This window comes from Curtobacterium sp. AG1037, assembly GCF_003349855.1.
GTDB lineage: Bacteria > Actinomycetota > Actinomycetes > Actinomycetales > Microbacteriaceae > Curtobacterium > Curtobacterium citreum.
In genome coordinates, this window is sequence record NZ_QQAO01000009.1 from 85,335 (window position 1) to 111,783 (window position 26,449).

Annotated in this window: 23 protein-coding genes and 2 tRNA genes; 4 read left to right on the forward strand and 21 right to left on the reverse strand. The window is 72.0% G+C overall.

Going from position 1 to position 26,449, the window contains the following annotated elements:
* Nucleotides 1-86: 86 nt before the first annotated feature.
* A complete protein-coding gene (locus tag DEU32_RS13180) occupies nucleotides 87-1,331 on the forward strand; it encodes a beta-ketoacyl synthase (protein WP_114850950.1) in 1,245 nt (414 codons plus the stop codon).
* A gap of 276 nt (nucleotides 1,332-1,607) precedes the next feature.
* Here the strand turns inward: DEU32_RS13180 and DEU32_RS13185 are convergent, their stop codons facing one another.
* The 6 genes from DEU32_RS13185 to DEU32_RS13210 form a co-directional block, all read right to left on the reverse strand.
* Complete coding sequence (locus DEU32_RS13185; RefSeq protein ID WP_058741346.1) at nucleotides 1,608-2,108, reverse strand: DUF3145 domain-containing protein; 501 nt, start codon at nucleotides 2,106-2,108, stop codon at nucleotides 1,608-1,610.
* 173 nt (nucleotides 2,109-2,281) lie between these two features.
* Nucleotides 2,282-3,130 (reverse strand): DUF1684 domain-containing protein, encoded by an 849-nt coding sequence (locus tag DEU32_RS13190; RefSeq protein WP_114850951.1) that lies wholly within the window; start codon nucleotides 3,128-3,130, stop codon nucleotides 2,282-2,284.
* A complete protein-coding gene (locus tag DEU32_RS13195; RefSeq protein WP_114850952.1) occupies nucleotides 3,127-4,254 on the reverse strand; it encodes an AI-2E family transporter in 1,128 nt (375 codons plus the stop codon). The genes DEU32_RS13190 and DEU32_RS13195 overlap by 4 nt, the downstream gene beginning before the upstream one ends.
* A gap of 34 nt (nucleotides 4,255-4,288) precedes the next feature.
* Nucleotides 4,289-4,363, reverse strand: a tRNA-Ile gene (locus DEU32_RS13200).
* Between the two features lie 11 nt (nucleotides 4,364-4,374).
* Nucleotides 4,375-5,586 carry a glycosyltransferase gene (locus tag DEU32_RS13205; RefSeq protein ID WP_114850953.1) on the reverse strand — a complete coding sequence of 404 codons (1,212 nt, stop codon included), beginning with the start codon at nucleotides 5,584-5,586 and terminating at the stop codon, nucleotides 4,375-4,377.
* A 260-nt stretch (nucleotides 5,587-5,846) separates the two neighbouring features.
* Nucleotides 5,847-6,758: a multidrug DMT transporter permease gene (locus tag DEU32_RS13210; RefSeq protein WP_181819293.1), complete on the reverse strand. Its 912-nt coding sequence runs from the start codon at nucleotides 6,756-6,758 to the stop codon at nucleotides 5,847-5,849.
* 39 nt (nucleotides 6,759-6,797) lie between these two features.
* Here DEU32_RS13210 and def point away from each other — a divergent pair, with 39 nt between their 5' ends.
* The gene (gene def, locus DEU32_RS13215) at nucleotides 6,798-7,373 is read left to right on the forward strand and encodes a peptide deformylase (RefSeq protein WP_114850954.1); all 576 of its coding nucleotides are present in this window, start codon (nucleotides 6,798-6,800) and stop codon (nucleotides 7,371-7,373) included.
* Between the two features lie 57 nt (nucleotides 7,374-7,430).
* Here def and DEU32_RS13220 read toward each other — a convergent pair whose 3' ends face one another.
* From DEU32_RS13220 to dusB, 11 genes are all read right to left on the reverse strand, one after another.
* Complete coding sequence (locus DEU32_RS13220) at nucleotides 7,431-7,919, reverse strand: hypothetical protein (protein ID WP_114850955.1); 489 nt, start codon at nucleotides 7,917-7,919, stop codon at nucleotides 7,431-7,433.
* 264 nt (nucleotides 7,920-8,183) lie between these two features.
* Nucleotides 8,184-8,256, reverse strand: a tRNA-Asn gene (locus DEU32_RS13225).
* A gap of 128 nt (nucleotides 8,257-8,384) precedes the next feature.
* Entirely contained in the window at nucleotides 8,385-9,398 is a 1,014-nt protein-coding gene (locus tag DEU32_RS13230; RefSeq protein WP_114850956.1) for a D-isomer specific 2-hydroxyacid dehydrogenase family protein, read from the reverse strand.
* Nucleotides 9,395-10,327 carry an ATP-binding cassette domain-containing protein gene (locus DEU32_RS13235; protein ID WP_114850957.1) on the reverse strand — a complete coding sequence of 311 codons (933 nt, stop codon included), beginning with the start codon at nucleotides 10,325-10,327 and terminating at the stop codon, nucleotides 9,395-9,397. Before DEU32_RS13235 ends, DEU32_RS13230 begins: the two co-directional genes overlap by 4 nt.
* Nucleotides 10,328-10,473: 146 nt before the next feature.
* Entirely contained in the window at nucleotides 10,474-12,159 is a 1,686-nt protein-coding gene (locus tag DEU32_RS13240) for an ABC transporter ATP-binding protein (protein ID WP_114850958.1), read from the reverse strand.
* On the reverse strand, nucleotides 12,156-13,151 hold the full coding sequence (locus DEU32_RS13245; RefSeq protein ID WP_114850959.1) for an ABC transporter permease: 996 nt from the start codon (nucleotides 13,149-13,151) through the stop codon (nucleotides 12,156-12,158). The genes DEU32_RS13240 and DEU32_RS13245 overlap by 4 nt, the downstream gene beginning before the upstream one ends.
* 2 nt (nucleotides 13,152-13,153) lie before the next feature.
* Nucleotides 13,154-14,260 (reverse strand): ABC transporter permease, encoded by a 1,107-nt coding sequence (locus DEU32_RS13250; protein ID WP_181819294.1) that lies wholly within the window; start codon nucleotides 14,258-14,260, stop codon nucleotides 13,154-13,156.
* An 84-nt stretch (nucleotides 14,261-14,344) separates the two neighbouring features.
* Nucleotides 14,345-15,961 carry an ABC transporter substrate-binding protein gene (locus DEU32_RS13255; protein WP_058742429.1) on the reverse strand — a complete coding sequence of 539 codons (1,617 nt, stop codon included), beginning with the start codon at nucleotides 15,959-15,961 and terminating at the stop codon, nucleotides 14,345-14,347.
* 483 nt (nucleotides 15,962-16,444) lie between these two features.
* On the reverse strand, nucleotides 16,445-18,364 hold the full coding sequence (gene dnaG, locus DEU32_RS13260; RefSeq protein ID WP_114850960.1) for a DNA primase: 1,920 nt from the start codon (nucleotides 18,362-18,364) through the stop codon (nucleotides 16,445-16,447).
* 355 nt (nucleotides 18,365-18,719) lie between these two features.
* Nucleotides 18,720-20,009 (reverse strand): deoxyguanosinetriphosphate triphosphohydrolase, encoded by a 1,290-nt coding sequence (locus DEU32_RS13265; protein ID WP_114850961.1) that lies wholly within the window; start codon nucleotides 20,007-20,009, stop codon nucleotides 18,720-18,722.
* Nucleotides 20,006-21,178 (reverse strand): tRNA dihydrouridine synthase DusB, encoded by a 1,173-nt coding sequence (dusB, locus tag DEU32_RS13270; protein ID WP_114850962.1) that lies wholly within the window; start codon nucleotides 21,176-21,178, stop codon nucleotides 20,006-20,008. The genes DEU32_RS13265 and dusB overlap by 4 nt, the downstream gene beginning before the upstream one ends.
* Before the next feature lie 48 nt (nucleotides 21,179-21,226).
* Here dusB and DEU32_RS13275 point away from each other — a divergent pair, with 48 nt between their 5' ends.
* Nucleotides 21,227-21,712, forward strand: coding sequence for an aminoacyl-tRNA deacylase (locus DEU32_RS13275; RefSeq protein ID WP_114850963.1), 486 nt, complete (start codon nucleotides 21,227-21,229; stop codon nucleotides 21,710-21,712).
* Between the two features lie 16 nt (nucleotides 21,713-21,728).
* Here DEU32_RS13275 and DEU32_RS17255 read toward each other — a convergent pair whose 3' ends face one another.
* The 4 genes from DEU32_RS17255 to DEU32_RS13290 form a co-directional block, all read right to left on the reverse strand.
* Nucleotides 21,729-21,902 (reverse strand): hypothetical protein, encoded by a 174-nt coding sequence (locus tag DEU32_RS17255; RefSeq protein ID WP_181819295.1) that lies wholly within the window; start codon nucleotides 21,900-21,902, stop codon nucleotides 21,729-21,731.
* A complete protein-coding gene (locus DEU32_RS13280; RefSeq protein WP_114850964.1) occupies nucleotides 21,899-22,633 on the reverse strand; it encodes a DsbA family protein in 735 nt (244 codons plus the stop codon). The genes DEU32_RS17255 and DEU32_RS13280 overlap by 4 nt, the downstream gene beginning before the upstream one ends.
* Before the next feature lie 78 nt (nucleotides 22,634-22,711).
* Nucleotides 22,712-24,097 (reverse strand): glycine--tRNA ligase, encoded by a 1,386-nt coding sequence (locus DEU32_RS13285; protein WP_058742435.1) that lies wholly within the window; start codon nucleotides 24,095-24,097, stop codon nucleotides 22,712-22,714.
* 87 nt (nucleotides 24,098-24,184) lie between these two features.
* Complete coding sequence (locus DEU32_RS13290) at nucleotides 24,185-25,258, reverse strand: aminotransferase class V-fold PLP-dependent enzyme (protein WP_114850965.1); 1,074 nt, start codon at nucleotides 25,256-25,258, stop codon at nucleotides 24,185-24,187.
* Nucleotides 25,259-25,328: 70 nt separating this feature from the next.
* Between DEU32_RS13290 and DEU32_RS13295 the strand changes: the two genes are divergently transcribed.
* Nucleotides 25,329-26,351, forward strand: coding sequence for a LysR family transcriptional regulator (locus tag DEU32_RS13295; RefSeq protein WP_114850966.1), 1,023 nt, complete (start codon nucleotides 25,329-25,331; stop codon nucleotides 26,349-26,351).
* The last annotated feature ends 98 nt before the right edge of the window (nucleotides 26,352-26,449 follow it).

Sequence of the window (26,449 nt, forward strand, 5' to 3'; positions counted from 1 at the left end):
GAACTGCCGCGGGCCGCGGCGCTCGTCTCGTCCACCCCCGGCTCCCCACGCGAGCCAGCTCGTCCAACGAAAGAACACGTCGTTCCATGACCAACAAGACCGTCGTCGTCACCGGGATCGGTGCCATCACGCCCCTCGCCGCGACCGCCCCGGAGACGTGGGAGGCGCTGCTCGCCGGCAAGTCCGGCATCACCCGCATCGAGGACCCGCGCTACGCCGAGCTCGAACTCCCCGTCGAGTTCGCCGGCCAGGGCCGCCGGTTCCTCACCGACCAGCTCACCCGCCCGGAGACGAAGCGCCTCGACCCGTCGTCGCAGCTGTCGCTCGTCGCCGCGCGCGAAGCCTGGGCCGACGCCGGCATCGACCCGGAGACCGTCGTCCCCGAGCGCCTCATCGTCGACTGGGCGACCGGCATCGGCGGCGTCAACACGCTGCTCGACGCCTGGGACACCCTGCGCGAGAAGGGCCCGCGCCGCGTCATGCCGATGACGGTGCCGATGCTCATGGCGAACGGCCCCGCCGCCGCCATCGAGATGGAGTTCGGCGCCCGCGGCGGAGCCCGCACGTACCTCTCGGCCTGCGCGTCCTCGACCGAGTCCCTCGCCGAGGCCTACCGCCACGTCGCGTCCGGCGAGGCCGACATCGTCATCACCGGTGGCGCCGAGGCCGCACTGCACCCGCTGCCCCTCGCCGCGTTCGCCGCGATGCAGGCGCTGTCGCGCCGCAACGACTCCCCCGAGACCGCCTCGCGGCCGTACGACGTCACGCGTGACGGCTTCGTCCTCGGTGACGGCGCCGCGGCGCTGATCCTCGAGACCAAGGAGCACGCCGAGGCCCGCGGCGCGAAGATCTACGCCGAGGTCGCCGGTGCCGGCATCACCTCGGACGCCTTCCACATCACCGCCCCGGACCCCGAGGGCAGCGCCGCCGCCCGCGCGGTCATCACGGCGCTCGAGCACGCCGGCGCCGCCCGCGAGGACGTCGTCCACGTCAACGCGCACGCCACCTCCACCCCGGTGGGCGACGTCGCCGAGTACCACGCCATGCGTCGCGTCTTCGGCGACCACCTGGACAACGTGGTCGTCTCGGCGACCAAGGCGTCCACGGGGCACCTGCTCGGCGGTGCCGGCGCGATCGAGGCCGCGTTCACCGTCCTCGCCCTGCACGAGCGCGTCGCCCCGCCGACGATCAACCTCACGCAGCAGGACCCGGAGATCGTCATGGACGTCGCCACCGCGCCGCGCGAGCTGCCGGCGGGCGACCTGCTCGCGGTCAGCAACTCGTTCGGCTTCGGCGGGCACAACGCCGTGGTCGCGTTCCGCTCCGTCTGATCCCCGGTCACGGCCTGGAGGCCCGTCCTGCGTCCGCAGGGCGGGCCTCCGCCGCGTCGTGGTCGGCCCCGGCACGCCCGTCGTACCCGACGCCGCTGCCGCGAGTTTCGGCCCCGCGGACACTTTCGCGGCTCTGACGCCGCGAAGGTGTCCGCCGGGGCGAGGCTCGTGCGGGTCTGGACAGATCGGCGCGGGCCGGTGGGCACCGGGAACGACGGACGCCCCCCGCTCCGGAGGGAGCGGACGGCGTCCGAGGTGCGGGAGGAACCGTTCGGGTCAGCCGACGCGGTGCAACCAGACGACGGGGTTGCCCTCGGCGGCGTGGCGGAACGGCTCGAGTTCGTCGTCCCAGGCCTGACCGAGCGCGAGGCGGAGCTCCCGGTGCAGCTCGAGGGCGTTGCTCCCGGCGAGCTCCATGGCGTAGCGGACCCGGTCCTCGGGGACGACCATGTTTCCGGACACGTCGGTCTGCGCGAAGAAGACGCCGAGGTCCGGCGTGTGCATCCACCGGCCGCCGTCGGACTCCGCCGTCGGTTCCTCGGTGACCTCGAAGCGCAGGTGCTCCCAGCCGCGCAGGGCAGAAGCGATCGCCGCGCCGGTGCCGACCTGTCCGGTCCAGGTGAACTCCGTCCGACGGGAGCCGTCGAGCGCGGGCTGGTCGAGCCACGAGAAGTTCACGGCGCGGCTCATCGCGCGACCTGCCGCCCATTCGACGTGCGGGCAGAGCGCGCGTGGTGAGGAGTGCACGTACAGCACCCCGGTCGTCGTTCCGTTCACGATTCCTCCGCTTCGTCAGGTGCGACTTCCCCATCGACCTGTGGTGCGGAGCCCCGGAACGGGACATCGGTATCCGATTGTGATGTCCTTGCGAACACGCCCATTATGCATGGCACCGGCTGCGAACGCCACACCCGGGCCGCAGGGATCCCGGCGACGTCAGTGCCCACCGTTCAGTGCAGGACGGCTCCGGTGGCGTCGACCGGGTGGCGCTCCCCCGCGCGGAGCGGGACCGGGATCCGGTTCTGCTCGGGTGGGATCGGGCAGGCGAACTGGTACGAGAACGCGCACGGCGGCAGGACGAGGCGGTCCCAGTCGAGGAGCACCTCGGCACCGGACCCATCGGCGCCGGGACCGTCGGCGCCGGGCGCATCGGCACCGGGGTCGTCGAGGTACAGGAAGCGGCCCATCGAGTACGAGCTGCCGGGGTCGTCCTCGGGCAGGGCGCTCGTGGCGTCCTGCACGATGAGCTGCAGGCGGGCGACCCCGTTGTGGACCGCCGAACGCACCGCCAGGAGCTCCAGCGGGACGCCGTCGATCACGGTCGAGACGGTGCCGGCGACCACGAGCGGATCGCCGGCGGCGTCGACGACGCTGCCACGGTCCTCCTGGCCGGTGGTCGCCCGGAACCTGCCGGAGGTGAGGTGTGTCGGGGACGCATCGAAGCGCGCGATCGTGTCGAAGCGGGTGAGCGCCTCGCTCGCCGGGTCCCAGACGCGCAGCGTGTGTCCGTGCACCGTGGCGGCCGTGCCGTCCGCGAACGCGACCGTCGAGGGGACGACCGCCCGGTCGCCGGCGACGAGCACCGCGCCGTCGACCGGGACGCCGTCGACGACGATGCCGTCCGCAGCGTCGGCCGTGACCGTCAGCCCACCGGGAGCCGGCGCCCACCGCCCCGGCACGGGCCAGACCGGCTGGGGCTGCTCGACGAGCTGCGTCGTCACCAGGGCGAGCGGTCCCCGCGCGCTGCGGGCCCAGCGGTCGCGCTCGGCGACGTGGTCCGCCAGGGACGGCTCGGTCACGACTGCTCCTGGCGGGGGTAGATGACCTTCTGGACGATGATGATCACCGACGCGGCGAACGGGACGGCCACGAGCGCGCCGAGGACACCGCCGATCGTGCCGCCGGCCACCGCCGCGATGACCACGAGGGCCCCGGGGACCTGCACCGCCCGGGACATGATGCGCGGCGAGATGAGGTACGCCTCGACCTGCATGTAGACGAGGTAGTAGATCGCCGCGGCCAGTGCGGTCGCGGGCGAGGCGAACAGGCAGAGCAGCGAGATGATGATCGCCGCGGCCAGCGTGCCGACGAGCGGGATGAGCGACCCGAGGAACGCGAAGGTCGCCAGGAGCACCGGCAGCGGCGCCCCGATGATGAGCAGGAACACCAGGCTGAGGATGCCGTTGATGAGCGCCTGGCTGATCTGCCCGACGACGTAGCGACCGACGGCCTGGGTGATCTGCTCACTGACGTCGATGAAGTTCTCGCGCCGCGTCGCCGGGACGAACCGGTACGCCATCGACTTGAGGCCGCGCATCGACGCCAGGAAGTACAGCATCAGGATGATGACGATCACGGCACCGGTGAGCCCGGAGAGGATCCCGCCGCCGACCGCCAGGATGCCGCCGCCCAGGCTGAGCAGGTTGCCCGGGTCCTCGACGAAGGACTGCAACGACTGCAGGGCGTGGTTGATGTCGAACGAGCCCGCGAACTGCTTCGACAGGTCCTGCACCCACTCCTGGCGCGAGATGTCCTGCACGATCTCGGGGAAGTTCTGGATGAGGTTCGTCGCCTGCTGGATGAGGATCGGGACGACCGCGAAGACGATCCCGGCGAAGGCCGCCAGGACCCCGACGACGACGATCGTGATCGCCGACCACCGCGGGATGTACCGCTCGAGGAACGACACCAGCGGGTCGATGCCGAGCGACAGGAACAGGGCGACACCGATGTAGACGAGCACCGTGCTCAGCTCGCTGACGATCGTGCCCACGAGCAGGGCGATCAGGACACCGAGCGCCCCCGTGAAGCCGATCCGGAAGGCGTTGACCCGGACGCCGGTGCCCGCCTGGGTCGTCTCGAACATCACGTTCGGGGTCGGGCCGTGCTCCTCCGACTCGTCGTGCTTGCGCTTGAACTGCATGGGAGACGGGTCAGCCTTCCTCGGGCGTTTCGCGTAGGGCGGGCGGGACTTGAACCCGCGGATCGTTCGGTTATGAGCCGACTGCCTTGACCAGCTTGGCTACCGCCCCTCGGAGACCGTTCAGGCCACCGCTTCCCCACGATACAGCGACTCGAACGTCGACAGCGTGCGGTTGATGTCGTGTGCCTCGATCATCGCCAGGCTGCGCTCGCGCATCGTCGTGTAGTCCTCGTCCGACGCGGTCAGGACCGTCGTGAGCTTCGCCGCGAGGTCGGCCGCGTCACCCGGGGTGAAGAGGTACCCGTTGCCGTCGATCAGGTGCGGGAGCGCCATCGAGTCGGCCGCCACGACGGGCAGCCCGGACGCCATCGCCTCGAGCGAGGAGATGCTCTGCAGCTCGGCCGTCGACGGCATCGCGAACACGGTGGCGTTCGTCAGCGCCTGCCGCTTCGCCTCGTCGGTGACGAAGCCCGCGAACCGGACCCGGTCGTCGAGGCCCAGCTCGTGCACGAGCGCCGTCAGCTTCGGGATCATCTCGCCGCCGCCGACGATGGTCAGGTGCGCCTGCAGCTCGGCGGGGAGCAGCGGGAGCGCCCGGACCAGGACGTCGAGGTTCTTCTCGGGGGCGACGCGGCCGACGAAGACGATCTCGTTCGTCGCCGGTCGTCCCGGTCGTGGCGTGTAGCGGGAGGCGTCGATGCCGCACGAGATCGCGAGGACCTGCTGCCCGGCGATCGCCTTGCGCAGGTAGTCGGCGGCGAGCACCGTCGGCGTCGTGATCGCGTCGGCCAGCCGGTAGGTCTTGGCCGCGTCGTTCCAGGCGATCTTGAGCGCGATCGGCAGGGTGAACCGACCGAACGGCGTGTACTCGAGCAGGTTCTCGGGCATGAAGTGGTTCGTGCCGACCACGCGGATGCCGCGCTCGTGGGCCTCCTGCACGATCCCGCGCCCGATGACGATGTGGGACTGGATGTGCACGACGTCGGGCTGCACGGCGTCGAGGATCGGGCCGGTCCACTTCCGGACGCTCCACGGCCAGACGAAGCGGAGCCACGCGTGCCACGGCCACTTGTACGACTTCAGGCGGTGCACCGTGAGGGTGACGCCGCGGTGCTCCTCGTCGAAGGTGCCGTGGTGGGCGCTCGAGGCCGGGGCGACGACGTGGACCTCGTGCCCGCGTTCGGCGAGGCCGACGGCGAGCTGCTCGGCGAACGTGGCGGCGCCGTTGACGTCCGGCGGGAAGGTGTCCGCCGCGATCAGGACACGGAGCGGTCGGGAGCCGCCCGTCGCACCCGTCGGTTCGGCGGTGGCGGTGGTGGCGTCCTCTGACACGGCTGGCGTCGTCCTCTCGTGGGCGGGTGCTGGTCGGTCCTCGACGGTACCGCACGGCTCCCGAGGGGTGCGTCCGCCTCGCGGCGGACCCGGGCGGTGGACAGGCGGGGCCGCCGAGCCGCAGCGCGCAGCACAGCGCCGCTGGTCAGCTGCGCGCAGCGACGCTGGTCAGCTGCGCACAGCGCCGCTGGTCAGCTGCGCACAGCGCCGCTGGTCAGCTGCGCACAGCGCCGCTGGTCAGCTGCGCACAGCGCCGCTGGTCAGCTGCGCGACTCGGGGTGGTGCTTTGCGAGCAGGAAGACCCCGGTGATCGCGACGACCGCGGCCACGAGGAACCCGAGCACGGCGAACCAGGGCGCCCCCTCGGCCTCGCCGAGCACCAGGACACCGATGCCGACCGCGACGATCGGGTCGATCACCGTGAGCCCGGCGATGACCAGGTCGGCCGAGCCGCTGGAGTACGCGTTCTGCACGAAGTACCCGCCGAGCGCCGCCGCGACGACGACCCCGACGATCGCGAGCACCGTGAGCCAGTCGAACGTGCCGGCGACGAACCGGTTGAGCACGACCTTCGCGAGCGTCGCGACGAAGCCGTAGAGGACGCCGGCCGCGACGATGTAGTACAGCGCGACCTGGTGCTTCGCGGCGAACCGGAACGAGACGAGCACGACCGCCAGCACCACGACCAGGATGAGCAGGATCGTCGTCAGCTGGGCGGCGTCGATCGCGCTCTCGCGACCGACGAAGGCCGCGATCGCGACGAAGATCCCCACGCCGACGATGCACGTCCAGACGGCACGACGGGCCTGCTGCCCGAGCGGCAGGCCGCTCGACCGGGACGAGAACCACGTCGTGATGACGAGGGCCACCGCCCCGAGCGGCTGCACGACGATGAGCGGCGCGTTCGTGATGCTGAAGAGCTGCAGGACGACCGCGAGCCCGAGCATGAGCGTGCCGAGCACCCAGTACCCGCTGCCGAGCAACGCGAGCACGTGCCGGACCGAGAGCCCCTTGGACTGCCGACCGAGCTTGGCTTCGACCCGCTGGACGCCGCGGCTCTGGAACTGCGCGCCGAGCGACAGGAAGACCGCACCGACGAGGGCGACGGGGATCATCAGGGCCTGGAAGGGTGTCAGGTTCACCGCATCCGGGATCGGGAGGTCCGTCGTCACGCAATGAGGCTACCGGTCGCCGCCGGATAACCTGGGTGAATGGCCGTTCTCCCCATCCGCATCACCGGCGAACCCGTCCTGCACGAGCGCGCAGCCGAGGTCACCGTCTTCGACGACGACCTGCGCACCCTGGTGGACGACATGTTCGAGACCATGGACCTGGCCCCCGGGGTGGGCGTGGCCGGTCCGCAGGTCGGTGTCGGGAAGCGGCTCTTCGTGTACGCATGGACCGATGATGACGAGGTCCTGCACCGCGGCGTCGCGGTGAACCCCGTGCTGTGGACGAGCCCGCTCGTGCCCGAGGCTGTGGAGGAGCTCGACGAGGACGACGAGTCCGAGGGCTGCCTCTCGATCCCGGGCGAGCGCTTCCCGCTGCGCCGCGCCGAGGGTGTCCTGCTCCGCGCCGTCGACGCCGAGGGCACCCCGTTCGAGGTCGAGGCCCACGGCTGGCTCGCCCGGATCTTCCAGCACGAGTACGACCACCTCGACGGCTACCTGTACGCCGACCGGCTCGTGCACCCGTACGCCAAGCAGGCGGCGAAGGCCGTCCGCAAGAGCAGCTGGGGCGTCCCCGGCAAGTCCTGGCTCCCCGGCCGCGACCACCCCGAGGGCTGACGCAGCACGGAGCGGTGCCGGTACGGCGCTCCCGCCGGGCCGGCCTGGAGGCGCGGCTCAGCTCCGGTGGGCGAGCAGCGCCTCCTGCAGACGGTCCCGTTCCGGGTGGCCGGGGCAGTACTCGAGGAGACCGGCGGCGACGCGCGCCTGGTCGTCCGTCTCGACGGCGGCCGTCCACGGTGCGACCCCGCGCTCCGCGCAGGTCGCCGCGAGGTCGCGCAGGTCGACTGCGTCGTCCGCTGCGCGGACCGCGGCCTGCTGCTGCGCGGACATCTCGGTCCCGGTGATCGGCTTCGCGGTGCAGTCCGTGCGGTCGGCCTCCCACGCGGCGGAGTAGGTCGTGTAGGTCTCCGTCGCGGTCCCCTGCCCCGTGCGGCACACGAACGCGAACACGATCGGCGCGCTGCCGGATGCCGCGACCTCGGCACCGGAGGTCGCGTCGACCGAACCGTCCAGTTCAGGCTCCACCCCGGCCGTGCACCCCGCCAGCCCGAGCGCCCCGGCGACGACGACCGTCGTTGCGATGGCGCGGCGCAGGGTGATCACCTGTGAACGCTAACAGGTTCCGTCCGGGCGCCACCTGCGAACCCGGCGCAGCCAGCCCGGCCCGGCCCCGCCCCGGCCGGCTGCCACGAGACTCGGCCCAGCGGACAAGTCTCGCGGCTCCCGACGCAAGTCTCGTCCGCCAGCGCGAGATTCGGCGCACGGGCCACGCGCACGCACGGGCCACGCACACGCACACGCGCATGCACACGCGCGCCGCCCCGGAACGCGAGAAGGCCCCCACCACGAACGGTGAGGGCCTGCCTGCTCCCCGAGTTGGACTCGAACCAACAACCTGCCGGTTAACAGCCGGCTGCTCTGCCAATTGAGCTATCGAGGATCACTGCCCGCCGAGGTGAACCCCCTGCGAACAACGGGTACCAGCATAGCAGGACGCAGCGCCCGCTCCGCGCATCCGCCGCGCATCCCGGGCGCGCCGCACCCGAACTCCGCGACGACCGCGCCCGGTCAGTACCCGGCGGCCGGGTCGACGACCCCGACGAACCCCTTGCCCGCACCGCCCAGGAACGCCGTCGTGTTCGCCCGCACGCGCTCGGCGAGGAGCGGCGCCACCATCTCCGGCGTGTCCGCCTGGTGCGGCGTGATGACGACCCCGGGTGTGGTCCACAGCGGGTGCCCGTCCGGCAGCGGCTCGGGGTCCGTGACGTCCAGCCCCGCGCCGGCGACCTCGCCGTCGTGCAGCGCGGCGACCAGGGCGTCGGTGTCGACCAGGCCGCCGCGGGCGATGTTCACGATCCGGGCGCTCGGCTTCATGCGGGCGAACTGCGGTGCCCCGAGGAGCTTCGCGGTGCCGCTCGTCATCGCCGCGGCGACCATCACGACGTCGGCGTCCAGCAGCACGGCGTCGAGCTCGTCGGTCGTCACGGTCCGGTCGGCGCCCGGGACCGGGTCGCTCGAGCGCCGCACCACGGTGACCGACACCTCGAACGGTGCGAGCAGTCGGATGAACTCGAGCGCGATGCCCCCGGCGCCGATCACCACGACGTTCCGGCCGTACAGGGAGACGCCCTCGGGTTCCGTCGCCCACGAGGTCGCCCGTGCACGCTTCGGCAGGACCCGCAGCGTCGCGAGCGTCAGGGCGAGGGCGTGCTCGGCGACGGGCTCGGCGTACGCACCCTTGGCCGAGGTGAAGAGCACCCGGTCCCCGTGCTCCTCGATGAGGTGGGCGAAAGCGTCCACCCCCGCGAACGGCAGCTGCACCCACCCGACGCCCGGCGCCCGGTCGAGCGCCGCGGCGAGTCCGTCGGGGTCGCGCGCGTCGAGCCAGACGACGGCGCGGGTGTCCTCGTCGAGCGGTGCGACCGTCCCGCCCGCGCCGGTGACCGCGGCGACGTGCAGGTCGGCCGGCGACGGCAGGATCGCGACCGGTCCGGCGGTGGGCGGCGCCACCGGCAGCGGTGCGCCGGCGTCGGTGACGACGGCACGGTGGCCTCGGGTGGAGGTCCCGGTGGTGGTCGTCATGCGCGCTCCTGTCGTTCGGTGCGGGGGCCGGTGCCGGCCGCGGCGACGGGCCGTCGAGGTGCGGCGGACCGGGCCCCGGAGGCCGTGGTGGGTCGACGCTTGACCGGCCGGGACGCCGTCGCCGCCAGGGTCTTGACGTAGGGGTCGACGGGGTTGTCGAGGACCTCGTCGAAGGTGCCGAGCCCGACCACGCGGCCGTCGGCCATCACGGCGACGCGGTCCGCCAGGGCACGGGCCTCGCGGAGGTCGCTCGAGACGACCACGGCGGAGAACTGCCGGCCCCGCTGCAGGTTCGTCAGTGCCTCGAGCACGGACTGCCGCACGAGCACGTCGACACCGCGGGCGGGCTCGTCGGCGACGAGGAGCTGCGGCTCGAGGACCAGCGCCCGGGCGAGGGCGACGCGCTGCCGCTGGCCGCTCGAGAGCTCCCACGTGTTCAGCCGCATGACGCCGAGCGGCAGGTGCACGGCGTCGACCAGGCGGGCCACGATGAGCCCGGCTTCCTTCCGGTCGAAGCGACGGTCGCGCACGTAGATCGGTTCGGCGATCGCCTCGCCGACGGTCAGGTCCGGGCTCAGCCGGTCGGCGCCGTCCTGCGGCAGGTACCCGATCCGGCCGGTCAGCCGGGCTGCCTTGCGCGACGTCGGCCGGAGCCCGCGGACCTTCTGCCCGAGCACGGTGAGCTCGCCACCGGTGATGTGCCGGCGGTGCGCCCCCTCGCCCTCGCCGGTCGCGCCGAGCTGTCCGGCGATCGCCGCGGCGAACGTGGACTTGCCCGAGCCGGACTCGCCGAGCACGGCGAGGATCTCCCCCTGACGGACGGTCAGGCTCACCCCGTCGACGGCCCGGATCGCGGCTGCGCCGCGAGCCCCCCGGTACTCGATCGAGACGTCGTCTGCGACGACCGCCGGGCCGTTGACCGCGATCATGGATCCCCTTCCGCGGCGCCCCTGACTGCGACCGCGCCTGTCGGTCGCGACGGTGCGGTCGCGACGTGGTGCGGTGGAGGTGACCGCCTGGAGGCGCGACCCGCGTCGCGGACGCGGGACGCGCCTCCAGGCTGGTCGCCACCGGATCAGGACCCGGCGTGCTCCAGTTCGACCAGCGTACGCCGTCGCTCGGCCTGTTCCGCCGGGTCCGGGACCGGCAGCGACGCGAGGAGCCGCTGCGTGTACGGGTGCTGCGGCGCCCCGAGCACCTCGGCGGTCGTGCCGGTCTCCACGAGGTCGCCGCGGTAGAGGACCGCGATGCGGTCCGACAGCGCGCCCACGACCGCCAGGTCGTGGCTGATGAACAGCGAGGCGAAGCCGAGGTCCTGCTGGAGCTCGAGGAACAGCTCGAGCACGCGGGCCTGCACGGACACGTCGAGCGCGCTCGTCGGCTCGTCGGCGATGAGCAGCTTCGGCCGGAGCGCGAGCGACCGGGCGAGCGACGCGCGCTGGCGCTGGCCGCCGGACAGCTCGTGCGGGTAGCGGTCGCCGTACGCGGCGGGCAGCTGCACCGCCTCGAGCAGCTCGTCGACGCGCTTCCGGGCGGCGCGGGGGTTCCGGACCTCGCCGTGCACGACGAGGGGCTCGGCGACGCACTCCGCGATCGTCAGCAGCGGGTTGAACGAGGTCGCCGGGTCCTGGAAGACGAACCCGATGTCCTTCCGGTGCCGCTTGAAGTCCCGCTCGCGGTACCCGAGCATCTCGGTCCCGAGGACGTTCAGCGACCCGCCCGTGATCCGGGTGAGTCCCGCGATGGCCCGGCCGATGGTGGTCTTGCCGGAGCCGGACTCCCCCACCAGGCCGAGGACCTCGCCGGGACGGATCGCCAGGTCGACGCCCTTGACCGCGCGGAACGCCGGCGAGCCGAGTCGGCCGGGGTACGCGATCTCCAGCCCGCGGGCCGACACGAGCGGCTCGACGTCCTCGGTGATCGCGGCACGACGGGCGCTCCCGGTCGACGCCTCGAGCCGGGGCACGGCGGCGAGGAGCTTCTTCGTGTAGTCGGCCTGCGGCGCCGCGAAGAGCTCGGCGACCGGGGCCTCCTCGACCACCTCGCCCTGGTACATCACGGCGACCCGGTCGGCCAGGTCGGCGACGACGCCCATGTTGTGCGTGATGATCACGATCGCCGCGCCGAACTCGTCACGGCAGCGGCGGAGCAGGTCGAGGATCTCCGCCTGCACCGTCACGTCGAGTGCGGTGGTCGGTTCGTCGGCGATGATGACGCTCGGTTCGAGGGCCAGGGCGGACGCGATGACGACGCGCTGCTTCTGGCCGCCGGAGAACTGGTGCGGGTAGTGGTCGACGCGCTGCTCCGGGTCGGGGATGCCCACCCGCCGCAGGTAGTCGATCGCCTTCGCCCGCGCCTCCTTCTTCGAGACGCCGCCGTGCGCCCGGAGGCCCTCGGCGATCTGCCACCCGACCGTGAAGACCGGGTTGAGCGCCGTGGACGGCTCCTGGAAGACCATCGCACCGGCGGTCCCGCGGAGCTCCCGCAGCTTCGCCGGGCCGACGGTGACGACGTCGGTCCCGTCGAGGTACACCGCGCCGCCGAGCGTCGCCGTCTCCGGCATGAGGCGGAGCATGCTCCGGGCCGTGACGGACTTGCCCGATCCGGACTCGCCGACCAGGGCCAGGACCTCGCCGGGACGGACGTCCAGGCTGACGCCCTTGACGGCGTCGACGGCGCCGCCGTCGGTCGCGAAGGTGACGGTCAGGTCGTCGACGACCGCGACGGGTGCGTGCTGCCGATCGTTCGCTGCGTCGGTCATGCCGTCGCCCCTTCCGTGCTGGCGGCCTGCTTGCGGGACACCAGCTGCTTCAGCCGGCGACGGGCGCGGAGCCGCGGGTCGGAGATGTCGTTCAGGCTCTCGCCGATGAAGGTCACGCCGAGGACGAGCACGACGATCGCGACGCCGGGGAACACGCCCGTCCACCAGACGCCGGAGGCGACGTCGGACAGCGCACGGCTGAGGTCGTAGCCCCACTCGGCGCCGGCGGTCGGGCCGATGCCGAACCCGAGGAAGCCGAGGCCCGCGAGCGTCAGGATCGCGTCGCTCGCGTTGAGCGTCAGGATGAGCGGGAGCGACCGCGTCGAGTTCCGGAGCACGTGGCGTGTCATGATCCGCCACGGGTTCGTGCCCACCACGCGGGCGGACTCGACGAAGGCCTCGTTCTTCAGCCGGACGGCCTCGGCACGGACGACGCGGAAGTACTGCGGCACGTACACGACCGTGATCGAGATCGCCGCGGCGACGATGCCGCCCGAGTAGCTCGAGTTGCCGCCGGAGATGACGATCGAGACGACGATCGCCAGGAGCAGCGACGGGAACGCGTAGATCGCGTCCGCCACCACGACGAGCACCCGGTCGAGCCAGCCGCCCAGGTAGCCGGACACCATGCCGAGGATCACACCGATCGTGATCGAGACGACCACGGCGACGATGACCACGAGCACCGCGGTCCGTGCGCCGAACACGACGCGGCTGAACACGTCGAACCCGCCGACCGTGGTGCCCCAGATGTGCTCGGCGCTCGGGGCACCGGTGCGCGGGAACCCCTGGCCGTCGGCGCCCTGCAGCTGGCCGAAGCCGTAAGGGGCGATGAGCGGCGCCGCGATCGCGACGATCAGGTACAGGGCGCAGATGACCACGCCGGTGACGAGCATGGCGCGCTGCCAGCCGGTGCTCCGGCGGAGCTGGACCACCACGGGCAGCCGCTTCCAGAGCGGCTCGTGGCGGTCGACGAGCGAGACGTCGGTCATCGCTAGAACCTCACTCTCGGGTCGATGAGCGCCGCGACGACGTCGACGACGAAGTTCGTCACGGCGACGATCACGGCGAGCATCGCGACGATGCCCTGGACCGCGACGAAGTCGCGGGCCGACAGGTACTGGTTGAGCTCGAAGCCGAGTCCCCGCCAACCGAAGGTGGTCTCGGTGAGCACCGAGCCGCCGAGCAGCATGGCGATCTGCAGACCCATCACGGTGATGATCGGGACCAGCGCCGGACGGAACGCGTGCGTCCGGACGAGGCGAGCCTCCTTGACGCCGCGCGAGCGGGCCGCGTCGACGTACTCGGAGCCGAGCGTGCCGATCATGTTGGCGCGCACCAGACGCAGGAAGATGCCGGCGGTGAGCAGCCCGAGCGTCAGCGCGGGCAGGACGGCGTGCGCCAGCACGTCCCCGATGATCTGCGCGTTGCCGGTGCGGAGCGCGTCGACGATGTAGATGCCCGTCGCGCCGGGGATGTTGTCGAGGACGAGCGACACCCGGGTCGACGCGCGGTCGCCGAGCGGCAGCCATCCGAGCCACACCGAGAAGACGAGCTTGAGCAGCAGACCGCCGAAGAAGACCGGCGTCGCGTAGGTCAGGATCGCGAGCGCGCGGAACAGCACGTCCGGCCACTTGTCGCGGACGTACGCGGCGAGCATGCCGAGCGGGATACCGAGGACGAGCGCCACGATGAGCGCCCAGAACACGAGCTCTGCGGTCGCGCCGCCGTAGGTGACGATGATCTCGGTGATCGGACGGTTGTCGGTCGACGTCGTGCCGAAGTCGCCGCGGACGATGTTGCCGAGGTACTCGAGGTACTGCACGATGACCGGCCGGTCGTACCCGGCGGCGTGCAGGCGCTCCTGGAGCTGCGCCGGCGTCAGGCGACCACCGACGGACGCGGTGATCGGGTTGCCGATGACGCGCATCAGGAAGAAGACGAGCGTGACCAGGATGAACACGGTCGGGAAGATGAGGAGGAAGCGGACCAGGATGTACCGGCCGAGCCCGCCGCCCTGCCCGCGGGCACGTCGCTGTGCCTGGGGCTTGGTGGGGTCGGTGGCCAGCTCCGAGGCCGCCTCCGGGGTGCTGAGGGTCACGAGGACGGGTGCCTTTCGGTGCCGTTCGGGACGCGCCCACGGGGGCGTTCCTCGTGGGAACGCCCCCGTGGGCCGACGCCGGTGTTACTTGGAGAGGGTGGCGTAGCGGAACTTGTACGAGGAGTCGAGGACCAGGCCCTTGACGTCCTTCGAGGCGACCGCGACCGACTTGCCCTGCAGCAGCGGCAGCGTCGAGATCTGGGTGGCCTCACGCTCCTGCGCCTGCTCGATCAGGTCGGCACGCTTGCTCTTGTCCGACTCCTGCTGCTCCTGCGAGATCAGGTCCTGGATAGTCGGGTCGTCGTAGTGGTTCTGCACGAAGTTCTCCTTCGTGAAGAACGGCGACAGGTAGTTGTCGGCGTCCGAGAAGTCCGGGAACCAACCGAGCTGGTACACCGGGTAGGCGTCCTTCGTGCGCTCCTGCGCGTACGTCGTGTAGACCGTCGACTGGATGTTCACGGTGAACAGGCCCGAGTTCTCGAGCTGCGTCTTGAGCTCGGCGTACTCGTCGTCCGAGGTCGAGCCGTAGTGGTCCGGCGCGTACTGGATGTCGAGCTGCACCTTGCCGGTGACGCCGGCCTTGGACAGCGTCTCCTTCGCCTTGTCGACGCTCGGGCCGCCGTTGCCGTCGCCGTACAGCTGCTCGAACGGCTTCGCGGCACCGGTCAGGCCCTCGGGGACCATCGAGTACAGCGGCGAGTACGTGTCGTTGTAGACGTCCTTGGCGAGCTTCTCGCGGTCGACAACGTCGGCGACGGCCTGACGGACGGCGAGGGCCTTCGTCTCGTCCTTGTCGGACTGGCTCGCGCCGAACGGCTGCGTGTTGAAGTTGAAGACCAGGTAACGGATCTCGCCGCCGGGGCCGTCGGTGACCTCGAGCTTGGAGTCCTTGCGGAGGTCGGCGATGTCGGTCGGCGTCAGGGAGCGGTACGCCACGTCGACGTCGCCCTTCTGCACGGCGAGCTTGAGGTCGGTCTCCTTGGTGTAGTAGCTGGCGGTGACCTCGTCGGTCTTCGCCTTGCCGAGGAGCCCGTCGTACTTCGGGTTCGCCTTGTACTGGATGGTGTCGTTCTCCTTGTACGAGGTGATCTCGTACTGCCCGGCGAACGCCTTGCCCTTGACGATGTCGGCCGCCGGCGTGAGCTTGTCGGCGGAGAACACCTGCTCGTCGACGATCGGGCCGGCGGGGCTCGAGAGCACCTGCGGCCAGGTCTGGTCGGCGTGGTCGAGGTTGAACACCACGGTCGTGTCGTCCGGGGTGTCGATGCTCTTGAGGTTGGCGAGCAGCGACTGCGGGCCGTTCTCGTTGTTGATCTTCAGCTCGCGCTCGAACGAGAACTTCACGTCGCTCGACGTGAGGTCGTGGCCGTTCGCGAACTGCAGGCCCTTCTTGAGCGTGACGGTGTACGTCGTCGGGTTCGTGAACTCGCCCTTGGTGGCGATGTCCGGCTTCACGTCCGGGCTGTTGACCGGGGTGTTCATCAGGAACGGGAACACCTGGTTCTGCACGGCGAAGGAGCCGTTGTCGTAGGAGCCCGCCGGGTCGAGGGACGTGATCTTGTCCGTCGTGCCGATGCTGATGCCGTTCAGGGCGGTGTCGGAGACGCTGCTGCTCGCGCAGCCCGTGAGCACCAGCGCCGTCGCTGCTGCCCCGGCGCCGAGCGCGAGACCGCGCTTGCCCCACTTGGTCACGGATGCCATGTCCGCTCTCTCTCTGGTGATGGTTGCAAGGGTCCTGGGCAGGGCGGTGGTTCGACTGTGTGCCCGGCCAGGAACGCTCATTGGTACCACCCTGACACGGAATCTCCGGCGCCGGAGGGCATTTGTTTACACCCTTGTAATGCAGGACCGCGTCGCATGGCGCATGATGCGCGCGTGCTCGCTCGGCGTGTCACGCACGATTGTTGCGTTCGGCAACGGAGCGCGCGGGCGCTCCCGGGCGTGCCACTTGTGGCCCGCTCGGCGGTCCGACCCGACACTCATCGACCGCTCGACGTCGAGCACGCGGCCTGTCCTGCCCGTTCGGCGGAGGGCAGACAGCGGGCATACCGGGCAGCGGGCACGCCGGGCGGCGGACATGCCGGACAACCGGCACGCCGGACAGCGGACATGCCGGACAGCGGGCACGCCGGCCAGCGGGCACGCCGGCCAGCGGGCACGCCGGACGAGGCGGACGACGAGTCCCTACGCGGACGCCTCGCCGTCGGCACGGAGCCGCATGCGCTGTGCGTCGAGCTCCACGAGCTCCCGCTGGATCTCCGCGCGGCGGTCGCCCTGCTCGTGCGGGTCGGCACGCTGCAGCTGCCCGAGGAGCGCTGCCTTGCGGGCGAGCAGGTCACGCTCGACCAGGGCCTGCACGATGCTCCGGGCGTAGAGCGCGAGGTCCTCGTCGGTGCGGGCCGGGATCGGCGCGAGCGCGAGCTCTTGCACGAGGCCGCGGAACGGCGCCGGCACGTCCTGCAGCAGCCGGTCGAGCCAGTCCCCCGCCCCGATGGCGTCGACGTTGGCCACGACGGCGTCACGGACGACCGACAGCATCGGCGCCGAGAACGTCGCCGAGGCCGCCAGCCAGATCAGCGGGGTCCCGACGTACCCGGGCTGCTGCACCATCGCCATCACGGCGTCCCGCTCCATCCGGGTCACCGGGTCGTTCGGCAGCAGGCGCAGGCCGGCCACGGGCTCCTCCGCAGGGGTGACCAGCTCGCCACCGGGGCCCGCCTGCCCGACCGGCACCGAGCCTCCTGGCTGGTCGTGGCGAGTCGATCCCTGCCGCTGCCGCGCGTTCTCGACCGCCCGCCGGACCTCCGGGATGTCGATCCCGAGCCACTTGGCGGTCTCGCGCACGTAGGCGCTGGCGAGGGTGCGGTCGCGGATGCCGGCCACGACCGGCGCGGCGTCGCGGAGCCCGGCGACGCGCCCCTCGGCGGTCTCGATGTCGTGGGACGCCAACCGGCGACGGATCATGAACTCGAACATCGGGCGCTTGGTCTCGACGAGCCGCTCGATCGCGGCGTCGCCGCGCGTCAGCCGGAGGTCGCACGGGTCGAGGCCACCGGGCGCGACCGCGACGTAGGTCTGCGAGGCGAACCGGCTCTCCTCGGCGAAGGCGCGTGCCGCGGCACGCTGCCCGGCCTCGTCCGGGTCGAACGTGAAGACGATGTCGCCGAGCTGCGACAGGTGCGCCCCAGCGGAGTCGCCGAGCATCGGCCGCAGGACCTTGATGTGGTCGACCCCGAACGACGTGCCGCACGTCGCGACCGCGGTGGTCACCCCGGCGAGGTGACACGCCATCACGTCGGTGTAGCCCTCGACGATGACGACCTGCTTCTGCTTCGAGATGTCCCGGCGGGCGAGGTCGAGCCCGTAGAGCACCTGGCTCTTGTGGTAGATCGGCGTCTCGGGGGTGTTGAGGTACTTCGGCCCCTTGTCGTCGTCGAGCAGACGACGCGCGCCGAAGCCGATCGTCGCGCCGGTGACGTCGCGGATCGGCCACATCAGGCGTCCGCGGAAGCGGTCGTACGGCGACCGGTCGCCCTGGCCGGCGAGCCCGGCGGCGAGGATCTCGTCCATCGAGAAGCCGCGGCCGCGTAGGTGCTCGCGCGTCGCGTCGTACGACTGCGGCGCGAAGCCGACCCCGAAGTGCTGCGCCGCCGCGGGGTCGAACCCGCGCTCCCCGAGGAATCGGCGGGCGGGTTCGGCGCCCGCGGTCGTGAGCTGCGCCTGGTAGAACGCCAGCGCGGCTTCGTTCACGGCGATCAGCCGCGCGCGCTGGTTGTAGTCGGTGCGGGGCCCGTCGCCTTCTTCGTAGTGAAGGGTGAAGCCGATCTTCGCGGCCATCCGCTCGACGGCTTCCTGGAAGGTCGTGTGGTCCTGCTTGATGATGAACTCGAAGACGTCGCCGTCCTCACCGCACCCGAAGCAGTGGTACCGCCCCACCTGGGGCCGCACGTGGAAGGACGGGGAACGCTCGTCGTGGAACGGGCAGAGGCCCTTGAGCGACCCGACGCCGGCGGACTTCAGCGTGACGTAGTCGCCGACGACGTCGGCGATGTTGACACGCGAGCGGACCTCGTCGATGTCGTTCCGCGCGATCCTGCCAGCCACCCCTCGATCCTAGTTCGTGCCGGTGACCCCGGCGGACGGTCTCGCCCGCCTGTGGACGAGCGTCCGCCTGTGGACGGGTGACGGCCTGGAGGCACGGCGCACGTCCGGCACGACGGCTGCGGTCGCGGGGTGGGCCAGCCCTGAGGCGTCGGCGGCCGCGGCTGCGTCCGCGTCCGTGTCCGGTTCGCCGAGACGGTCCGTTCGTGCCGAGACGGTCCGGTTGCGCCGAGACGGACGCGTGCCACCGAGACGGTTCCGGATTCGGCGGCGTCTCGCGGATTCGGCGGCGTCTCGCGCGCACGAGGGCGTCCCGCGCAGCCGGCGGCGTCTCGCGGAGCCGGCACCGGCACCGGACTCAGACCGGGATGTGCGTCGTCGCCCGCTCGCCGACGACGAGCCGCTTGTGCCACGCCAGGGCCCCCTGGTCGGTCAGGCTCGCCACCTGGTCGACCACGGCCCGCAGCCGCCCGGCGTCGTCGGACGCCGCACGCCAGTCCGCCGCGAAGCCCGGCTCGAGGTCCGCGCTCCCCGTGGCCGCGAGGGCGTCGAGCAGCTCGGTGAGGACGCGACGCTGGTCCTCGTACACCGGCTGGCGGTCGCCCTGGGTCATCACGAAGGCCGCGACGATGCCCTTGAGCACCGCGATCTCGCCGATGATCTCGGGCGGGGTGACGACGGACGCCGCGAACCGCACGAGTGACCCGGACGCGTAGGACTCCCGCGTCGCCGCCGTCGCCGTGCGCGCGAAGCGCCCGATGAGCTGCGACGTCAGGTTCTTCAGCCGCGCCATGTCCCGCCGCGACCCGTCGTACGAGGTCATCCACAGCGGCAGGGAGCGCAGCCGGTCGAAGGCCTCGAGCAGCTCGTCGCGGCTGAGGTCGGACCCCACCCACGCGTGCATCGCCGTGACGATGTCGTTCTCACCGACCCGGTCGCCGAGCGCCGCCACGTCGATGAAGCCCGCGACGACCGCGTCCTCGAAGTCGTGCACCGAGTACGCGATGTCGTCGGACAGGTCCATGACCTGTGCCTCGATGCACCGCTGCCGGCGGGGAGCCCCCGCACGGAGCCACTCGAACGCGTCGTGGTCGTCGTCGTAGAAGCCGAACTTCGTGCGTCCGGACGACGCCTCGGCCACGCCCTGCGCCGCCGGCCACGGGTACTTGCAGCTCGCGTCGAGGGAGGCCCGGGTCAGGTTGAGCCCGTACGGACGGTCGTCGTCCGGCCCGACGCCGTAGACCTTCGGCTCGAGTCGCGTGAGCAGGCGCAGGGTCTGCGCGTTGCCCTCGAACCCGCCGATCCCGGCAGCCCAGGCGTTCACGGCCGTCTCGCCGTTGTGGCCGAACGGCGGGTGGCCGATGTCGTGCGCCAGGCACGCCGTGTCGACGACGTCGGGGTCGAGCCCGAGCGAGTCGGCGAGCTCGCGGCCGACCTGCGCGACCTCGAGCGAGTGCGTCAGACGGTTCCGCGCGAAGTCGAGCCCCGTGGTCGGGCTGAGCACCTGGGTCTTCGCGGCGAGCCGCCGGAGCGCGCTCGAGTGCAGCAGTCGGGCACGGTCGCGGGCGAAGTCGGACCGACGGTTGCCGTGGGTCTCGGGCAGCCAGCGCTCGGCGTCGGCGGGCCCGTACGAGGCGGTGGCGCTCATCCGCCGCTGTGGTGCAGCTCGGCGGCGGCGAGGACCTTCCGGAACGCCTCGTCGACGTCGCGGGACTCGAGCCAGCGGTCCGGCAGGGCCGTGCGCTTCGGGTGCCCGGCGCGACCGCGGGGCCCCTCGACGTCGGCGCCCGGGTACGGGGCCGTCCAGTCGAGCTGCCCCAGCAGGTCGTCGATCTCCTGCAGGCTCGACGCCATCGACAGCGCCGAGCGGACGTCGCCGCCGATCGGGTAGCCCTTGAAGTACCAGGAGACGTGCTTGCGGGCGTCACGGCAGCCGTGGTCCTCGGACCCGAAGAACTCCACGAGCAGCTCGGCGTGCCGACGGAACGCGGTCGCGACGTCGCCGAGGGACGGCATCGCACGGACGTCCTCGCCGCGGAACGCCGCCGCGAGGTCGCCGAACAGCCACGGACGCCCCAGGCACCCGCGGCCGACGACGACGCCGTCGCAGCCGGTCTCGTCGACCATGCGCAGCGCGTCGGCGGCGGACCAGATGTCCCCGTTGCCGAGCACCGGGATGTCCGTGATCGCTTCCTTGAGCGTCGCGATCGCCGACCAGTCCGCGTGCCCGGAGTAGTGCTCGTTCGCGGTGCGGGCGTGCAGCGAGATCGCGGCGACGCCGGCGTCCCGGGCGATGCGCGCCGCGTCGAGGTACGTGAGGTGGTCCGCGTCGATGCCCTTGCGCATCTTGACGGTCACCGGGACGTCGCCGGCGGCCTTGACGGTCTTCTCGACCAGGTCCTTGAACAGATCGAGCTTCCACGGCAGGGCCGCTCCCCCGCCCTTCCGCGTGACCTTGGGCACCGGGCACCCGAAGTTCAGGTCGATGTGGTCGGCCCGGTCCTCGCCCACCAGGATCGTCGCGGCCTCGGCCACGGTGTTCGGCTCGACGCCGTACAGCTGGATCGACCGGGGCGTCTCCGACTCGTGGTGCTGGATGAGCTGCATCGAGACGGGGGTCCGCTCGACCAGGGCGCGCGAGGTGATCATCTCGCAGACGTAGAGCCCCGCGCCGTACTCGCGGCAGAGTCGGCGGTAGGCCATGTTCGTGATGCCCGCCATCGGGGCGAGCACCACGGGCGCGTCGACCTCGATGGGGCCGATGCGCAGGGGCTTCGCCGGTCGGGTCGCCGTCCGGGGCGCGTCAGTGATCGTCATACGTCGTCCATTCTCCCATGCCCGTTCCGCGCCGGTAGCGTTCTCCACATGTCCGACACCGCCATCGCCCGCTTCGACGCCGATGCAGCAGCCAGGGGGCTCGACGTCGAGGTCGTGGAACGCCCCGCGGCCGACTCGCTCGAGCAGGCCGCCGCACTGCTCGGGATCACCCCGGGCGACATCGTCAAGACCCTCGTCGTCAAGCGGCACGACGGCGGCTTCCTGCTCGCGCTCGTGCCGGGCGGGCGGAGCATCGCGTGGAAGAAGCTCCGCGCGGTCGTCGGCGTCAACAAGCTCTCGATGCCCGACGCTTCCACCGCGCTCGAGGCCTCGGGCTACGAACGCGGCACGATCACCCCGATCGGTGCGACGGGTGACCTGCCGGTCGTCGCCGACGAGCGCGTGCTCGGCCGTCGGGTCGCGCTCGGCGCCGGGCGGCACGGCGCGAGCGCGTTCGTCGACGCGGACGCCCTGGTCGCCGCCTACGACGCGACGGTCGCGGACATCACCGACGAGGAAGCCGTCCGGGCCTGACCCGAGCGCCGTCCCGTCAGTCCGGGACCTCGGTCCAGTTCCCCTCGGCACCGGGCACGAAGCAGCTGTCACCTTCGCAGACCGGCGCACCGCCGGAGACGGGGAACGTCAGCAGTGCGGGTCCCGTCGACGGGGTCACTCCGGCCTGGAGGCGCGGTGCGGCCCCGGCGGTCGTCGTCACGTCGCTCACCGGGTCACCGCCGCGTCCGCTGCCGCGTCGTCCTCGGCGCGCTGCTGCTCCGCCGCGAGCTCCTCGGGCGTGGACGAGCGCAGCGCCACGACCTGGCGGAGCACCTGCTCGAAGGCCGCCGGGTCCTGGGCCCCGGAGACGCCGTACTTGCCGTCGATGACGAAGAACGGGACGCCGTTGATGCCGAACGCCTGCGCTTGGGCCTGGTCGGCACGGACGGCTGCGAGCTGGCCGTCGTCGCGCAGGGTCGCCAGGACCTCGTCGCGGTCGAGTCCGACCTCGGCGGCCAGGTCCGCGAGGGACTCGTCCTGCCCGACGTGCTCACCCCGCTCGAAGTAGGCGGTGAAGAGCCGTTCGACCATGTCGAGCTGCTTGCCGTGCTGCTTGGCGAGGTGGATGACCTGGTGTGCCTTCACCGTGTTGGTGTGGTGCATCGCGTCGAAGTCGTAGTCCAGGCCGACGCCCTCGGCGATGCCGGCGACGTGCTGCAGCATCTGCTGCGCCTGCTCGACGGGCATGCCCTTGTGACCGGAGAGGAACTCGGCCTCGGGCCCCTCGAAGTCGACCGGGGTGTCCGGGCTGAGCTCGAACGAGTGGTACTCGACCTCGACCGGCGCGGCGTCGGGGCCGGCGCCGAACGCCGCGGCTCCCGCCTCGAACTTGCGCTTGCCGATGTAGCACCAGGGGCATGCGATGTCGGACCAGACATCGACCTTCACGGAGTCGTTCACGCGGACCTCAACACGGCAGCGGCCCGGGTATTCCCGGGCCGCTGCCGTGTGTGTCTTCCGTGGGTCGGGCGGGCGGTGCTACGCGCCGAGCAGCCGCTGCGCCAGGTAGCCCTGCAGCTGGTCGAGGGACACGCGCTCCTGCGCCATGGTGTCGCGCTCGCGGACCGTCACGGCCCGGTCGTCGAGCGTGTCGAAGTCGACCGTGATGCAGAACGGCGTACCGATCTCGTCGTGGCGACGGTAGCGACGACCGATGGCACCGGCGTCGTCGAAGTCGACGTTCCAGTGCTTGCGGAGGTCGTCGGCGAGCCCACGGGCAACCGGCGAGAGCTGCTCGTTGCGCGACAGCGGCAGGACAGCGGCCTTGACGGGGGCGAGCCGCGGGTCCAGGCGCAGGACGGTGCGCTTGTCGACGCCGCCCTTCGCGTTCGGGGCCTCGTCCTCGTGGTAGGCGTCGAGCAGGAACGCCATGAGCGCACGGGTGAGGCCGAACGACGGCTCGATGACGTACGGCACGTACTTCTCGTTGGCGGCCTGGTCGAAGAACCGGAGGTCCTTGCCCGAGGACTCGATGTGGTTGTTGAGGTCGAAGTCGGTGCGGTTCGCGACGCCCATGAGCTCGCCCCACTCGGACCCGGCGAAGCCGAAGCGGTACTCGATGTCGGCCGTGGCGTCGGAGTAGTGCGCGCGCTCCCCGTCCGGCACGTCGAACCGGCGGAGGTTCTCCGGGTCGATGCCGAGGTCGGTGAAGAACGCGACCGAGTCGGCGATCCACTGCTCGTAGTGCGTGTCGACGTCGGCCGGCGGCACGAAGTACTCGATCTCCATCTGCTCGAACTCGCGGGTCCGGAAGATGAAGTTGCCGGGCGTGATCTCGTTGCGGAACGCCTTGCCGACCTGGCCGATGCCGAACGGGGGCTTCATGCGGCTCGTCGTGACGACCTGCGCGAAGTCGACGAAGATGCCCTGCGCGGTCTCGGGGCGCAGGAAGTTCAGGCCTTCTTCGGACTCGACCGGGCCGAGGTACGTCTTGAGCATCCCGGAGAACTCACGGGGCTCGGTCCACTCGCCGCGCGTGCCGCAGTTCGGGCAGGCGATCTCCGCCATGCCGCCCTCGGGGTCGCGGCCCTTCTTGGCGACGAAGGCCTCGACCAGGTGGTCCTCGCGGAAGCGGTGGTGGCAGTGCAGGCACTCGACGAGCGGGTCCGTGAAGGTCGCGACGTGGCCGGAGGCCTCCCACACCTTGCGGGGCAGGATGACGGCCGAGTCCAGGCCGACCATGTCGCCGCGGCCGCGGACGAACCGCTGCCACCACTGGCGCTTGATGTTCTCCTTGAGCTCGACACCGAGGGGCCCGTAGTCCCACGCGGAGCGCGATCCGCCGTAGATCTCCCCCGACTGGAAGACGAAGCCGCGGCCCTTGGCCAGGGCGATGACGCTGTCGAGACGGGAGGACGGTGCCAAGAGGGACTCCTGTGGTCGCCGGACTGGGTGCCCGGGTCGGAACGGTACCCGGCAAGCGTACCGGCCCGTCGAGTGGGGGCGGACGGGCTACCGCACGCTGTGGACGACCGGCCGCTCCACCGGTCGGAAGCTGCGATGTCCCCCGAGCACCGCGACGACCCGGTCGACGTCCTCGGTGTCGTTCCACAGGTGGAAGGCGAGCCGCAGCCGCCCGGCCCGGCCGCTCGCGGTGACCCCGGCGTCCGCCAGTGCGCGGAGCGCCGTGCCGTCAGGGTCCGGGAACGTCGTGATCGCCTGCCCGGGTCGGGACGTGCCGAGCGCGTCGGCGAGCCGGTCCGCGAGACCGGTGGCGTGCCTCCAGGCCGAGGCCGCGTCGACGGACGCGAGGTGCCGCAGGGCGGCGACCGCCCCGGGCCAGGCCTGCCAGGCCGGGGAGACGTCGAAGCGACGGGCGTCGTCGGCGAGCCGCATGTCGGGTCCGTAGCACGAGGACCACACGTCGGCGCCCGCGTACCAGCCCGCCTGCACGGGGCGGAGCTCCGCGAGCGCGCGGTCCGAGAACGTCGCGAACGCGACCCCGCGCGGTGCGCAGAGCCACTTGTAGGCGTGCGTCACGGTGACGTCGAAGGGTGCCGCGTCGACGGGGAGCACCCCGGCGGCCTGCGTGAGGTCGCAGAGCGTCAGCGCGCCGACCGCCCGGGCCGCGGCGAGCACGGGCTCCGGGTCGGTCACCACACCGGAGGCGGACTGCACGGCGGACCAGGCCACCAGCCCGGTGCCCGGGCGCACGGCGTCGGCGAGTGCCGGGAGCGGGACGCTCCGCACCCGGACGCCGCGGTGGGCCTGGGCGAGGAACGGGAAGACGACCGAGCTGAAGTCACCGTCGGGGACGACGACCTCGGCGCCGTCGGGCAGCGAGGCCGCGACGACGGCGACCATCGCCGAGGTCTGCGAGCCGGTGGCGACCCGCGCCGGGTCGACGCCGACGATGTCTGCGAACAGTGCGCGTCCCTGTTCGACGAGGGCGCCGTAGCCGGTCGGGGTCGTGGCCGCCCGGGACCACGCGTCGAGGTCCGCGCGCTGGGCGGCGAGCGTGCCGAGGGTCGGCAGCCCGGCGGTGCAGGCGGCGAGGTACCCGGAGCCGTCGACGAAGGAGTCCATGCGTCCAGGGTCGACGGCAGGCGGTCATCACACCAGGGCAGTTTCCTTCGGCACCCCATAACATCGTGTTATGGAAGACCTCGATCCCCAGCTGCTCCGTGTGCTCCGCGCCGTCCGGGACGCCGGGTCGATCAGCCGCGCCGCGAACGTCCTCGGGTACAGCCAGCCGGCCGTCAGCCAACTGCTGGCGCGGGCCGAACGTCGGCTGGGCCACGAGCTCGTGCTGCGCGGCGGGACCCGTGGCAGCGGCGGGACCGGTGGCAGCGCCGGGACCGCCGTCGGCGGCCGGGGCGGGCCCGCCGGTCGTGGTGGGCGCGGCGCCACGCTCACCGAGGCCGGCGCGGTGCTCGCCGACCACGCCCAGGCGGTCGAGTCCGCACTGGCCGCCGCCCGCGAGGACCTGGACGCCGTCGGCGGACTCGCCCGCGGACGGGTGCGGTTCGCCGGGTTCCCGAGTGCCTCGTCCACCCTGGTGCCCGCCGTGCTCGCCACGCTCGCGGCGGACCACCCCGGGGTCGTGACCTCGTATGTGGAGGCCGAACCGCCCGAGGCCGTCGAGCTCGTCCGCCGCGGCGAGGTCGACGTCGCCCTGGTCTTCTCGCACGCCTTCGTCGGGCCCGCCGACGACACCACCACGGACCCGACGCTCCGCACCCGGGCGCTCGGACGCGACCCGCTCGCACTCGTGACGCCGAGTCCGGACGGCGGCGAGGGAGCACTGCCGGTCGACTGGTCCGGCGGGAGCGTCGCGGACCTCGCCGACCACCGCGAGGCGCGCTGGATCGGCGGCTGCCCGCGCTGCCGTGGGCACCTGCTCGCCTCGTGCGCCGCCTCCGGGTTCACCCCGGAGATCGTGCTCGAGACCGACAACGCGGCGGCGGTCGTCGGGCTCGTCGCGGCCGGCCTCGGGGTGGCGCTCCTGCCCCGGCTCGCACTCGTGTCGACCGTCATCCCCGCCGGTGTCGCCGTCACCCCCGCCGAGGACGACCTCGCCAGGCGGGTCGAGGTGGTCGTCGCGCGCGGGGCGGACCGGGTGCCGAGTGTGCGTGCCGCACTGGACGCGGTCCGCGGGGCGGCGCACCTGCTCGACTGACGGGGTCGGCCCGTTCCTGGCTGTGGCCGATGCGGGTCGGTCCGCGCCGTTCCGCGTCGGTCCGCGCCGCTCCGCGTCGGTCCGTGTTCGTGCGTGTC